Source organism: Ancylobacter sp. 3268, from assembly GCF_031456575.1.
Classification (GTDB): Bacteria; Pseudomonadota; Alphaproteobacteria; order Rhizobiales; family Xanthobacteraceae; genus Ancylobacter.
Genome location: NZ_JAVDUX010000038.1, coordinates 1 through 13,511 on the forward strand (window position 1 = coordinate 1; position 13,511 = coordinate 13,511).

The 13,511-nt window shown below is 64.0% G+C and carries 8 protein-coding genes and 1 pseudogene; 4 read left to right on the forward strand and 5 right to left on the reverse strand.

What is annotated here, in order from left to right; genetic code table 11:
• On the reverse strand, nucleotides 1-2,090 hold a 2,090-nt coding region (locus J2X65_RS26455; RefSeq protein WP_310208364.1), incomplete at its 3' end, for a M10 family metallopeptidase C-terminal domain-containing protein.
• A gap of 534 nt (nucleotides 2,091-2,624) precedes the next feature.
• A protein-coding gene (locus J2X65_RS26460) for an IS3 family transposase (protein ID WP_310208366.1) occupies nucleotides 2,625-3,736 on the reverse strand; the annotation gives its coding sequence in 2 pieces (ribosomal slippage) (nucleotides 2,625-3,481 and nucleotides 3,481-3,736; 1,113 coding nt in all).
• 441 nt (nucleotides 3,737-4,177) lie between these two features.
• On the opposite strand from J2X65_RS26460, the gene J2X65_RS26465 reads away from it, so the two are divergent.
• The 3 genes from J2X65_RS26465 to J2X65_RS26475 all read left to right on the forward strand — a co-directional run bounded on the left by J2X65_RS26465 (nucleotide 4,178) and on the right by J2X65_RS26475 (nucleotide 8,707).
• A complete protein-coding gene (locus J2X65_RS26465) occupies nucleotides 4,178-5,317 on the forward strand; it encodes an efflux RND transporter periplasmic adaptor subunit (protein ID WP_310208382.1) in 1,140 nt (379 codons plus the stop codon).
• Nucleotides 5,314-8,496, forward strand: coding sequence for a multidrug efflux RND transporter permease subunit (locus J2X65_RS26470; protein WP_310208367.1), 3,183 nt, complete (start codon nucleotides 5,314-5,316; stop codon nucleotides 8,494-8,496). Before J2X65_RS26465 ends, J2X65_RS26470 begins: the two co-directional genes overlap by 4 nt.
• A gap of 64 nt (nucleotides 8,497-8,560) precedes the next feature.
• Nucleotides 8,561-8,707 (forward strand): hypothetical protein, encoded by a 147-nt coding sequence (locus J2X65_RS26475; protein ID WP_310208369.1) that lies wholly within the window; start codon nucleotides 8,561-8,563, stop codon nucleotides 8,705-8,707.
• Between the two features lie 299 nt (nucleotides 8,708-9,006).
• Here J2X65_RS26475 and J2X65_RS26480 read toward each other — a convergent pair whose 3' ends face one another.
• Both J2X65_RS26480 and J2X65_RS26485 read right to left on the reverse strand, forming a co-directional pair.
• Nucleotides 9,007-10,332 (reverse strand): ATP-binding protein, encoded by a 1,326-nt coding sequence (locus tag J2X65_RS26480; RefSeq protein ID WP_310208372.1) that lies wholly within the window; start codon nucleotides 10,330-10,332, stop codon nucleotides 9,007-9,009.
• Nucleotides 10,329-11,069, reverse strand: a complete 741-nt coding sequence (locus tag J2X65_RS26485) for a response regulator (protein WP_310208376.1) — start codon at nucleotides 11,067-11,069, stop codon at nucleotides 10,329-10,331. Before J2X65_RS26485 ends, J2X65_RS26480 begins: the two co-directional genes overlap by 4 nt.
• A gap of 294 nt (nucleotides 11,070-11,363) precedes the next feature.
• Here J2X65_RS26485 and J2X65_RS26490 point away from each other — a divergent pair.
• A pseudogene (locus J2X65_RS26490) lies at nucleotides 11,364-13,119 on the forward strand (cytochrome c biogenesis protein DipZ).
• Nucleotides 13,120-13,191: 72 nt separating this feature from the next.
• Here J2X65_RS26490 and J2X65_RS26495 read toward each other — a convergent pair.
• Nucleotides 13,192-13,511, reverse strand: a 320-nt coding sequence (locus J2X65_RS26495; RefSeq protein ID WP_310208379.1) for a hypothetical protein, incomplete at its 5' end; no start/stop codon positions are given.

Below are 13,511 nucleotides of genomic sequence, written 5' to 3' on the forward strand. Positions count from 1 at the left end.
TTGCCCCGCAGCAGATTGCCGAGCTCGTTGCCCCGCAGATCGGTGGCGAGCGTGCCTTCCTCGGCGAACGCCTCCTCCACATGCGCCGGCAGCACGTAATCGGCGATCCGCACGATGACGCGGTCGAGGCCTTCATTGGCGGCTTCGACAACCACGTCGCCGGTATTGTCGACGACGTAGCGGTCGTCGCCCCAGCCGCCGACCATCCGGTCGGCGCCGGTGCCGCCATCGAGACGATCGTTGCCGGAAGAGCCATAGAGCTCGTCATTGCCCGCGAGGCCGTTGAGCGCGTTGTCGCCGGCATTGCCCTTGAGGATGTTGGCAAGGCCGTTGCCGCTCATGTCGAGATCGCTGCTGCCGCCCAGCTGGCCGTTCTCGACATTGGCCGCCAGCGTGTAGTCGACGCGGGCGAACACGAAGTCGGTGCCCTCGCCGGCCGCTTCGACGACGACGTCACCGGCATTGTCGACCACGTAGCGGTCATTGCCCGTGAGGCCGGTCATGGTGTCGGCACCGGCGCCGCCGTCCAGCCTGTTGTCGGCGCTGTTGCCGCGCAGTGTGTCATTCGCCGATCCGCCAATGGCGTTCTCGATCAGCGAGGCCGGATTACCCTCGAACAGCAGCGCATTGTAGATGTTGCCCTTCGCATAGACGTCTTGGTCGAGATCGGCCAATTGCGCCTGCGAGAACATGCTGGCGCCGCCCGGCGACAGGTCGATCCTCATCCGGCCGCTATAGTTCGAGAAATCGTAGGTGTCGTTCCCGCCGCCGTCCCAAATGGTGCGGAAGATGGTGGCGTCGGAATTCGCATTCCATTTATAGACGGTATCGCCGCTATTGTAGCTGTAGTCGGCGCCGTAGAGCGTCTGCAGCGCCAATATGTCGAGCTGCATGAAGGTCTGCGGATAATCGCCGTCGGCGACGGTGTCACCGTAATCTCCGCCGACATAGGAGATCTCGCTCATCACGGTGTATTCGAGTGCATCCTTGTCCGACAGCATCCCGCTTTCGCTGCCATATTGGAGGCCGAGCGTCTGGGCGACGACGCGCAGGTCCCACAGATAGGCTTTGGTGCCCGCATAGGATTGCTGATGGAGATACGGCATACTAGGGTCGAACAAGGCCCCGCCGCCCTCGTCAGGGGCACGTATCTCCGGGTAGTCTTCCTGGATCACGATGGGAATGTCGGTGTTGAGGCCCGGAAGCGGATAGCCCTCCTCGTCCTGACGGGTGACTTCGGTGAGGGTGAGCCCAGTGATGGCGTTGACGTAGGTGTAGGCGCCACGCATCGCCAGCATGTGGCCCTGGGGGTCTCCATCCGATCCGTCGCCTTCCGCATACCAGCCCCCGGGGAAGGTATAGGTGACCGGAGACATCCATTTGCTGCCTTGCAGCAGCGCGTCGATATAAGGGTTGCCGGTCGGCTCGACCGCAACGCTGTTGTCCGGGACCACCTCAGCTAAGGTATATTCCGTCCATTGGTTGGCCTCAACATCGTAGAACCTGAAATATTCGACACCCGTTATCTTCGTATTGCCAACGAAGATTTCCTGCCCGTATTTCCTGAATGTGTAGGAATCGAGCGTCTCCCAGAACATGGCGGCATCGATCCCCACGCCGCCATTGTAGGTGTTCTGGCGCGTGGGCGAATCGATGAAGAGAAAATCATCACCGGCTTCGCCGTAGAAGCTGCTGTTGCTTGCTAGGTCGGAGCTGAGCACGTCATTTCCGTCGCCGCCGAGGAAGGTGACGTTGGTGGCTTCGTTGCCGTCCATCACGTCATCGCCGGTGCCGCCGTAGAATCTGCCGCCATTGTTTTGCGGATAGTCCTCGAATTCGCCGACCCGACCAGCGCTCAGATAGTCGTTGCCCGCGCCGCCGTCGAACACGCCACCGACACCGCCATCGGCCGTGATGGCGTCGTCCCCGGCACCGCCCTTGAGCGTGAGGTTAGAATGTTCGTCGGAGCGCATCCAGTCGCCGGCGGGCGTGCCGTTAATCGTCCGGCCGTTCCCCCTCGCGACGATCGGATTGAGGCTCTCGATCCTGTCCGTCGTCCAGGAGTTCAGCAGATCCCAAGGCTGCGCCATGCGGACATCCTCGACTAACCGGCGATTGGGCAGCATGCTATCGTGAGCGGTCTTCTGCTGTCAGCCCGCCGCGCGCCGTTCCGGAGCGGTTTTATACAGAATGCGCGCCTGGTACGCTCACCGGGCATGCGCGCCCGACCTTAGTGGCGCGAAGTTCCGCCGCCCAGGCCGTAGCGCCACATCGCGTCGAACATGACCTCGGCCGCCAGCATACTCAGCGCGTGCAGCTGGCGGCCCTCGCGCAGGCCAAGACGCAGATGATGCAGCAGTGGGTGTGATCGGCGGGAATGTCGGGACGCCGCGGTAAAGGCCCCGCGTGCTGAACGGCAGGCTCGCCATGTGAGACTGCAAAAGCCTTCGGCCTGATCACAAGCGGCAAGGATCGTGGGGCTCGATCGGCGCAGCTCGGCAGGGCACCCATCACCGAAAATCCCGTGTCTTCACCCTGATCTCGTCGAGGTGGAGAGAGGGATCGACATGTTGCGCGGCTTCGGTAACCCGGACCTGCTGACGTGCCCCCCATTTTCCTGCCGGTCATAAGTTAGGCCCGGCTGGATTTTGGTCCTTATGGGACCGACTGGCGAACGTCGACGGCGAGAGGCCGTCGAGGCTCGTATGGGGTCTGACGGTGTTGTAGTCGATCCGCCAAGCCTCAATGATCCGCCGGGCCTCGGCAAGCGAGGTGAAGGCGTGCTCGTTGAGGCACTCGTCGCGCAGGCGGCCGTTGAAGCTCTCCACAAAGGCATTCTGGATCGGCTTGCCCGGCGCGATGTAGTGCCATTCGATGGCGGTGTCCTCGCAGAAGCCGAGGATCGCCCGGCTGACCAGATCGGTGCCGTTGTCGGAGACGATCATACAGGGCCGGCCGCGGCGGACGATGACCTCAGTGAGTTCGCGCACGACGCGGGCGCCGGAGAGCGAGGTGTCGACCACCGCCGCCAGGCATTCGCGGGTGAAGTCGTCGACGATGTTCAGCACCCGGAAGCGGCGACCGTCGTTCAGGGCATCGGACACGAAGTCGAGGCTCCAGCGCTGGTTCGCCCCCTGAGGGACGGCTGCCGGCGCCCTGGTGCCGAGCGCCCGCTTTCGCCCGCCACGCCGACGCACCACGAGCCGTTCCTCCCGGTAGAGGCGATAGACCTTCTTCAGGTTCATCCTCACGCCCTCCCGCTTCAGCAGGATCGCCAGCCGCCGGTAGCCGAACCGACGGCGCTCATTGGCAAGCTCGCGCAGGCGCGTGCGAACGGCAGCATCGCCATCCCCCGCGCGCTGGTACTGGAAGCTCGACCGATCCACCCCGATCAGCCTGCAGGCCCGGCGCTCCGAGTAGCCGTGATCGTCGATCACGCGCTTCACCGTTGCGAACCGTGCTACAGGCGAGATCAGTTTTTTCCGAGCAGATCCTTCAGCACCGCATTGTCGAGCATCTGCTCAGCCAACAGCTTCTTCAGCCGCCGGTTCTCCTCCTCGAGGGTGCGAAGCCGGGCGGTCTCGGAGGCCGTCATGCCCCCGTACTTCGCCTTCCACTTGTAGAGGGTGGCGTCCGAGATCCCGTGCTTGCGGCACACGTCGGCGGTCTTCATCCCCGCCTCGTGCTCCTTCAGCACCAAGATGATCTGCTCCTCGCTGAAACGGCTCCGCCCCATGATCCTTCTCCTGATCGAAGGACCCAACTTATCCGTGGCAGGAACTCAGGGGAGCACGTCACTGCCGGATCGCGTTGCCCAAGGGCCGCCTCTTGCGGCAGATGATCGCCCAACCTGGTTCACGCGGGGTTCGGACGTCTATCTCGACGATCCGGCAGCACACCGTTCGGCATACCGCAGCAGATAATGCTGCGAACCCTAACCCGATGGACGTGCATCTTTGAAAACCTCTTGACGCGAGGAATGGAAAATAAACTGGCAGGTGCGCCAGAAATTCCTGCTCGATTTACCTTCCGGATTGCCGTGCCACGCTTTCTGCAAGCAAAATCTGATACGTAAAAGGCTGAAACGATGCGGGCGACGAATTGCGTATCCGTTCAAAATTCTCGCTCGCGGCATCGGAATTCCCGGCTGCATATCAGAAGCCTATTGGTAGCTGGAATAGCTGCTATCTCCAGCATCGCCCCCGGCGCGGAAGCACGCGCGCAGTCGGCGCCCGTCGTCACGGTTGCCAGACCAGTGATGCGTGAAGTCGTGGAGAACGACGAATTCATCGGCCGCTTCGAGGCCGTGGATGAGGTGGCGATCCGCGCGCGCGTCGGCGGCTATCTCGACGAAATCCGCTTTAGGGACGGCGCCATCGTGAAGAAGGGCGACGTCCTATTCGTCATAGACCAACGCCCGTTCAACACGTCGCTCGAGCAGGCGAATTCGGCGCTGGAAGTCGCCAAATCGACCCTGACGCTCGCCGAGGCGCAGTACAAGCGCGCCGAGTCCCTCGCCCAGAGTGGTTCCGGGTCGATATCGACGCTGGATGACAGGCGGCGCGATCTGGTCTCCGCACAGGCCAGCGTCCGCGGCGCGCAGGCGACGGCTGACAGGGCTGCGCTCGATCTGGAATATACGAAGATCGTCGCGCCCATCTCCGGCCGGGTCGACCGCAAGCTCCTGTCCATCGGGAGCCTTGTGGAGGCGGACAGCACGGTTCTCACCACAGTCGTCTCGCTCGACCCCATCGACTTCTACTTCGACGTCGACGAGCGTCGCTTGCTGAACTTTGCCCGTACCGCACGGGAGCGGAAAGCCGACCTGCAGCAGGGCGACGACTCCGTGAAAGTGCGCGTGCAGATTGCCGACTCCAGGGAAGGCGTATTTGTCGGCGAGCTCAATTTTGCCGAGAACCGTTTCGACAACGCGACCGGCACGATGCGTGTGCGCGCCAGGTTCCCGAACGGGTCGATGGTGCTGCAGCCCGGCCTGTTCGGCCGCGCGCAGGTCGAAGCGTCGAACCGCTACACCGCAATCCTCATTCCCGACGAAGCCATCAGTTCCGACCAGAACCAGCGTGTCGTCCATGTCGTGGCCGCAGACGGTACGGTGTCGACACAGCCGATCCGTCCCGGCCCGCGGCTCTACGGCTACCGCGTGGTCCGCGACGGACTGAAGGGTGACGAAACCATCATCATCAACGGCCTGCTGCGGGGGCGGCCCGGCACCAAGGTCTCGCCGCAGCTGGTCGAACTCCCGCGGAGCTATGAAGAGCAGTCAGGCGGCAATCCGATGGTGGGGGTGGCGCCGTGAGGTTCTCGCATTTCTTCATCGATCGGCCGATCTTCGCGGCGGTGCTCTCGATCCTGCTGCTCCTCAGCGGCAGCATCGCCTATTTCCAGCTGCCAGTTTCGCAATATCCAGAAATTGCGCCGCCGACCATTGTCATCCGCACCTCCTATCCCGGCGCCGATCCCGAGACGATCGCCAAAACCGTCGCCACGCCGATCGAGCAGGAGGTGAACGGCGTCGAGGACATGCTCTACATGTCTTCCTATTCGAGCGCGGACGGCGCCATGAGCCTGACGGTGACGTTCAAGCTCGGCACCGACCTCGACAAAGCGCAGGTGCTTGTCCAGAACCGCGTCGCCATCGCCGAGCCCCGCCTTCCCGAAGAGGTTCGGCGCCTCGGCATCACCACCGTCAAGAGTTCGCCGGACATCTTGATGGTGGTCCACCTGTTCTCGCCGAGCGCGCGTTACGACCAACTCTATATCTCCAACTATGCGCGCAACCGCATCCGCGACGACCTCGTGCGCCTGGACGGCGTCGGCGACGTCACCCTATTCGGCGAGCGCGAATATTCAGTGCGGGTCTGGCTCGATCCGGAGAAGCTCGCCGCGCTCGGCATGACAGCGGCCGATGTCGTCCAGTCGCTGCGGGATCAGAACGTGCAGGTGTCCGGCGGTTCGATCGGCGCTCCGCCGGTCAATTCCGGCGAGGCCTTCCAGTACACAGTGACCGCGCAGGGGCGCTTCTCGGATGCGCGCCAGTTCCGCTATGTCGTGGTCAAGTCGACGACAGACGGACGTATCGTCCAGCTGCAGGATGTGGCCCGCGTCGAGCTCGGCGCCAAGGACTATGTGACCAACAGCTATCTCGACGGCAATTCGGCGGTGGCGATCGCGGTGTTCTCGCGGCCGGGCACCAACGCGCTGGCGACGGCGGATGAGATCCGCGCGCTGATGAAGAAGGCCTCAGCATCGTTTCCCGAGGGTCTCGCCTACCAGATCGTCTACAACCCGACCGAATTCATCTCCGCCTCGATCGACGAGGTGTACCGGACCATTGGCGAGGCGGCTCTCCTCGTCGCCATCGTCGTGCTGGTGTTCCTGCAGTCCTGGCGCACGGCGCTGATCCCGATCATCGCCATTCCGGTCTCGCTCGTCGGCACCTTCGCCTTTCTGCTGGCGTTCGACTTCTCGCTGAACCTGCTGACGCTCTTCGGTCTGGTGCTGGCGATCGGCATCGTCGTCGACGACGCGATCGTGGTCGTCGAGAATGTCGAGCGCAATCTCTCGCTCGGCATGACGCCGAAGGAAGCATCCCGCGTCACGATGAACGAGGTCGGCACGGCGGTCGTCGCCATCTCGCTGGTGCTTATTGCGGTCTTCGTGCCGAGCGCCTTCGTGCCGGGCATCACTGGCCAGTTCTACCGGCAGTTCGCGGTGACGATCTCCATCGCGACGGCCATCTCGGCGTTCAATTCGCTGACGTTGTCCCCGGCGCTGGCGGCGCTCGTGCTCAAGCCTCATGACCATGGCGCGAAATCGCGCAACATCGTCTCGCGGGCGTTCTCGGGCCTGGCCAACGGCTTCAACGCCGGCTTCGATCATGTGAGCAATGGCTATGCCTGGGTCGTCCGGCATCTGGTGCGCACCCTCTCCGCCCGGCTGGCAGTCCTCGCCGTATTCGCGGGTCTGCTCGGGGCGACCTACTTCATGGTTACGCTGGTTCCGCGCGGGTTCATCCCAAACAGTGACCAGGGCTATGCCATCGTCGTCATCCAGCTGCCGGATGGCGCCGCTCTCGGGCGGACCGACGAGGTGGTCAAGCGCGCGACGGCGATCCTCGACGAGGTGCCCGGTGTCGCGCATGCGGTCGCCTTCTCCGGCTTCAACGGGGCGACCTTCACCAATGCGTCCAATGCCGGCGTGATCTTCACGCCGTTCGAGAGCTTCGAGCATCGGCTGGAGCACCATCAGAGCGCCAACCAGATCATCGGCGAGATGTACGCGCGTCTCCAGGCGATTCAGGAGGCGTTCATCATCGCCATCCCGCCGCCCTCGGTGCGCGGCATCGGCAATGGCGGCGGGTTCAAGATGCAGCTGGTTGACCGCGACAGCGCCGATCTGCGCCGGGTGCTGGGCCTCGCCTATCAGCTCTCGGCTAAGGCAAACCAGACGCCGGGTCTGACCGGGGTCTTCACCACCTTCTCGGCGAATTCGCCGCAGTTCTTCATCGACATAGACCGCGAGAAGGCCCGGAAGCTGAATGTGTCCGTTCCCGACATTCTCGACACGCTGTCGATCAATCTGGGCACATCCTATGTCAACGACTTCAACGCGTTCGGGCGCGTCTATCAGGTCCGGGCGTCGGCGGATGAGAGATATCGGCGCGAGCGGGAAGACATATTGAACCTCAAGGTGCGCTCGGCCTCCGGCGCCCTCGTCCCCATGGGGACGCTCGTCGACATCCGCGACACCAATGGCCCAACGCTGGTGCAGCACTACAATATGTATGTGTCCGTACCGGTGCAGGGTACGCCGGCGGCAGGCACGTCGACCGGCGACGCGCTGGCCAGCATGGAGCAGCTCGCGGCGGGCGCATTGCCGCCCGGAACCGACTTCCAGTGGACCGAGCTCGCCTATCAGGAGACCACCACGGGCAATACGGCGAACTACATCTTTGCCCTATCGGTGGTGTTCGTCTTCCTGGCGCTGGCGGCGCAGTATGAAAGCTGGACCCTGCCTGTCGCAATCATCCTCATCGTACCGCTGGCGATCCTTGCAGCGCTGCTGGGCGTGCATTGGCGCGGACAGGACAACAACATCCTGACCCAGATCGGCCTGATCGTGCTGGTTGGCCTCGCGGCAAAGAACGCCATCCTAATCGTGGAGTTCGCCCGGCAGGCGCAGGAGGCGGGCAAGAGCGCCGTCGAATCCGCAGTCGAAGCCTGCCGGCTCCGGCTGCGGCCGATCCTGATGACCGCCTTCGCCTTCATCTTCGGCGTCCTACCGCTGATGATCGCGACAGGCCCGGGCGCCGAGATGCGTCAGGCGCTGGGGACGGCGGTGTTTTTCGGCATGCTGGGCGTGACGTTCTTCGGCCTATTCCTCACTCCGGTCTTCTTCGTGACGCTGCGGTCGCGATGGACACCGCCAAATCCGGAGAGTCCGGCGATCGCGGCGGAGCCTGTCGCTGGGCACTAAGGAAAGATGAAATCCAAATGCCTTAGGCTCCTCAATAGGCGATTCCAGATATGGATTCCGACTTGTGGCCTCAAGCACTCCGTCCGCGCTCGGCCTCGGCGAGATCGCGCCGGAGCTGGAGGAAAAGCAGGTGCTGACCGCCTATGAGCGCGACATCGAGGCTTATGCGCGCATCGACCTCGGTGCTCGCATGCGCGGCATATGGAAGTAGGCGCGGCCGATGTGCGGCCTCTATAGGTCACCACTCCAACATCCAGGCGATCTTCGATCTGGTCGGCGCCCTCCGCAACGTCGCCGGCAACCTCCCGACGCCCGATATCTTCCGCAATTATCTGGCGCCGATGTGCGCATGGCTGTTTGAAGCCACGAAGAAGCAGGCCCCCAAACTCGAAGCCAAGGGTCAAGCGGTCGACTTGAAGGAACTGCTGTTCGGTCCTCGACAACCGCAGGGGTCGTCATGGGCAGACCAAGCGGCCCACATACGACCTCATATTCCTGTGCCTGAAACAATTACCCATCACTGAGACGGATCTGTGCGGAGAGCCCTCCCTCCGGACGATTGGCCAACACCAACCCGCCCCCAATCGCCATCGTCAACTGGTGAGCGATGGCAAGGCCGAGGCCGGTTCCGCCGGTCTCGCGGTTGCGTGATCCCTCCAGCCGGTAGAAGGGTTGTAGTACTGCATCGAGCTTATCGGCGGGAATGCCCGGCCCGTCGTCGAGCACCGTGATGTTTACCGCGCCGTCGCCGGCCCACTCGGCGCGAATTTCCGCCGTGCCGCCGAATTTCAGAGCGTTGTCCACGAGATTGGTAAGGATGCGTCTTAGGGCATGCGGCCGCGTCGTCGTCACCAAATCGGGCAGGCTGACCGATTTCACAGGCTTGCCGGTGTCGGCATAATCAAAGGCGAGACTGTCGACGAACGCGCCGACGTCGATACGACGCGGCGCCTCCTGATGGCCATGAACGCTGCGTGCATAGGCGACGCCTTCGCACACCAGTCGCTCGATCTCGGAAAGGTCGGCGATCAGCTTGTCCTTTTCCGGGCTGTCCTCGGCGATCTCCGCCCGCAGCTTCATGCGAGTGATCGGTGTCTGCAGATCGTGCGAGATGGCGGCGAGGATCTGGACACGCTCCTCCAGATAATGGGCGATCCGGTCGCGCATGGCGTTGAAGGCGCGTGCGGCATAGGCCACTTCCGTCGGGCCGCCTTCGGCAAGCCGGCTGGCCATCCTGCTCGGATCCAGCGCTTCCGCCGCATTGGCAAAACGCAGCAGGGGCCGGATGGCAAGGCGAACGGCGAGCCAAGTGAACAGCAGCAGCAATAGAAGTTGGGCGGCAAGCACATAAGGCAGCCAACTCGCCAGCGGCATCAATTGCGGCAGGATGTCGATCGTCACCTGCGCTCCGTCGCTCAGGGTGACATGCGCTTGAAGATGCTCGCGTTCGCCGGGAATGTTGTCGACCCGGACCGGAAAGCGGCTCCCCACCGCGGCGTTGATGGTGTCCGCGATCTCGGTAGCGCGGGCGCTGAATTCCGGCCGGCCGGGCAGACCGGGGCCGAGCTCGTAGCGATAGTTCCGCCGCGCGAGCATCGGCAGCCATTGCGCACGCTCCGCCTCCGGCAGGCGGTCGAGCAGGGCGATCGAGGTCGCGACATCATATTCCAGCGTCGTCAGCATCGTCGCCTTGGCGCTCATGGTGCGCTCGGCGAACAGCGCGGCAAAAGACAGCACATGCGCCGCCGCCAGGCCGGCATACAGGATAAGAAACAGCCGCCAGCGCAGCGTGCGCGGCAGGTGCAGCAGCGCGCGCAGGCGGCGCAGCCAGCTCATTGCCGCGCCGTGGTTATCTCGACCGGCATGGCCAGCACATAGCCCTCGCTGCGCACGGTTTTGATATAGCCCGGCTCGCGGGCATCATCCCGCAGGCGCTGGCGTACCCGGCTGACCAGGAGGTCGATGGAGCGCTCGAACAGTTCTGCCTCCCGCCCCTGCGTGAGGTTGAGCAGTTGGTCACGCGACAGCACCCGCTGGGGGTGGTCGAGAAACACCCGCAGCAGTCGATACTCGGCGCCGCTCAGTGCCACCACGGTGCCCTGCTTGTCGAGCAGATGGCGGGCGGTGGTGTCGAGCTGCCAGTCGCCGAAGGTGAGCAGTTGCCCAATCTCGGTCACGGTCAGGTTCGGCGGCAGCATCCGCGTGCGACGGAGCACGGCCTTGATGCGGGCGAGCAGCTCACGCGCCGCGAACGGCTTGGCGAGATAGTCGTCGGCACCCATTTCGAGCCCAACGATGCGGTCGGTTTCGTCGGTGCGGGCGGTGAGCATCAGCACCGGAGTCGCCTTGTGCCTGCCGGCGCGCAGTTCCCGGCAGAGCACCAGTCCGTCATCGCCCGGCATCATGACATCGAGCACGACAAGATCGACGCGATCGGCCTCGAGAAAGCTCCGCATCTGCCGCCCATCCGCCGCGACGGTGACGCGCAGGCCGTTCTTCTTCAGATAGGCGGAGACCAGATCCCTGATCTCGCGGTCGTCGTCGATGATCAATATGTGGTCTATATGGTCCATCGCGATCCGCCAGATTGTTTCGGACCGTTATAGCGAGGCGCATGACGGCGAGCGCTCGCCAATTTGTACCCCAACGTATCAGGCGCGCTTGCGGATACGCAGCCCGACAGGATGACCGGAGTGCCAACGTCTGACACCGACGGATGACGGAGCCCGCCTCGCTGTGTCGCCCCTACACACCGATACATTTCCTGCCGGCCGCAATACATCGCAGATACGTCGCGCCTCTCAGATGCCAGACATTCCAACCGACTGGCGCCTGCCCGGCGCTAGCCGTGTTCGAGAGGATCGGCCATGACCCTGCTCATCGTTTGCTATCTCGCGGGTGTGCTGACCATCGTCAGCCCCTGCATCCTGCCTGTCCTGCCTTTCGTATTTGCACGCGTGGGCACGCCGTTTCTGCGTGGCGTGCTGCCGATGCTGATTGGCATGGCGGCGACCTTCGCAGCCGTCGCCACGCTCGCCTATGTCGGTGGCAGCTGGGCGATCCAGGCCAATGAGATCGGCCGCGCTGCGGCGGTGGCGCTGCTGGCGCTGTTCGGCCTGACGCTGATCTCGCCGACGGTGGCGGCCATCGTCTCGGCTCCGCTCGTCGAGCTCGGTGACCGGCTGACGCGGAAGGTGCCGGCGGATGGAGCCGGCGTCGGCGCTTCGCTGCTGCTCGGCGCCGCGACCGGCCTTTTATGGACGCCCTGCGCCGGACCGATCCTGGGACTGATCCTCACCGGCGCGGCTCTAAAGGGCGTAAACCTCGAAACCACGCTGCTACTGGCTGCCTACGCCATGGGCGCAGCCACCTCACTCGCTCTCGCCGTGCTGGCGAGCGGGCGCGTGCTAGCGGCGATGAAGCGCGTACTCGGCACCGGGGAGCACATCCGGCGGGCATTAGGCTTTGCGGTGCTGGCCAGCGTGGCCGTCATCGCCCTCGGCCTTGATACCGGCGGGCTGGCGCGGTTGTCCTACGCCGGCACGGCCGGGATCGAGCAGGCATTGCTCAACGGTTTCAGTACCCCGCCTTCCCGCGACACCACCAGCCTCGCCAGCAGCGACATCAATGCCCCGGCGGGGGCTCCTCTCGCCTATCGCAGCTCCCTGCCGATCGAGGGAGAGCTACCGTCTCTCGACGGCGCCAGGGCGTGGCTGAACTCCGAGCCCCTGAACGCGGCGGCCCTACGCGGCAAGGTGGTGCTGATTGATTTCTGGACCTATTCCTGCATCAACTGTATCCGCACCCTGCCCTACATCCGGGCTTGGGCCGAGAAATACAAGGATCAGGGACTAGTCGTCATCGGCGTGCACTCCCCGGAATTCGCCTTCGAGAATCAGCTCGACAACGTGAAGGGGGCCGTCCGTGACTTCGACATTTCCTACCCGGTGGCAGTGGACAGCAACCATCGGATCTGGAACGCCTTCCGCAACTCATATTGGCCGGCGCTCTACTTTATCGACAGCGAAGGACGCATCCGGCATCACCAGTTCGGCGAGGGTGGCTATGCACGCTCGGAGCGCGTGATTCAGGACCTGCTGGCCGAGGCCGCGGGCAATCGCCGCACCGATGGCGGGCTGGTGTCGCCGCAGGCTCCCGGCACCGGATCTCGCCCGGCTTCGCTCGCGCGAGACCTATCTCGGCTATGAGCAGGCGACCGGCTTCGTCTCGCCGGAAAAGGTCGGCGCGAACCAACCTCGCGACTACACGCCGGGAACGCCGCGCCTTGACCACTGGGGTCTCTCCGGCAACTGGACGGTGGGTGCCGAGCGCGCGACGCTGAATGCACCGGATGGTGGCATCACAATCCGCTTTAGTGCGCGCGACCTGCACCTCGTGCTGGGCCCCGGCACCGACGGCCGCCCGGTTCGCTTCCGCGTGAGCCTTGACGGCGAGCCACCGGGAGCGGACCACGGCGCCGACATCGCGGTGGACGGCATCGGCACGGTCTCGGAAACACGGCTCTACCAGCTGGTGCGCCAAACGGGCGAGGTCCGCGAGCGCCGCTTCGAGATCCGCTTCCTCGATCCCGGCGTCGATGCCTATGCCTTCACCTTCGGCTAGTCCGAAGCGCAGCGCCAGGCCGACTTGAACCATCAATGCCGCCGAGGCCCGCCCCGCCGGCGTCCGGCTTGTTCATGGCCGGAAAGCCCATGGATGGCTGGCCCCCAGGGCATGCCTCAAACCCAAGACAAAGGAGATGCCGATGCGCTCCATCATCATCGCGGTTGCGACCGCCGCACTGGCCGCTTTCCCATGCGCCTGGGATTCCAACCGGCGGGAGACGTCACCGATCGCATCGATCATCGCGGGCCATCCAGATACGGCAAATTCCGCTAAGCGGTGATGAGCGACGACGATCGGCTTAGAGCGCCTAACAAAACCTCGTGCGGGCCCTGAAAGCGATGATGGCGGCGGCGATTGTGAGGAAAGCGCGATAGAGGTCGGCGTGGCGT

What these genes read in the sequence shown, in the direction of transcription:
- J2X65_RS26485 (WP_310208376.1), bottom strand. Translation starts at nt 11,069, where the DNA reads ATGGACCATATAGACCACATATTGATCATCGACGACGACCGCGAGATC.
- J2X65_RS26480 (WP_310208372.1), bottom strand. Translation starts at nt 10,332, where the DNA reads ATGAGCTGGCTGCGCCGCCTGCGCGCGCTGCTGCACCTGCCGCGCACG.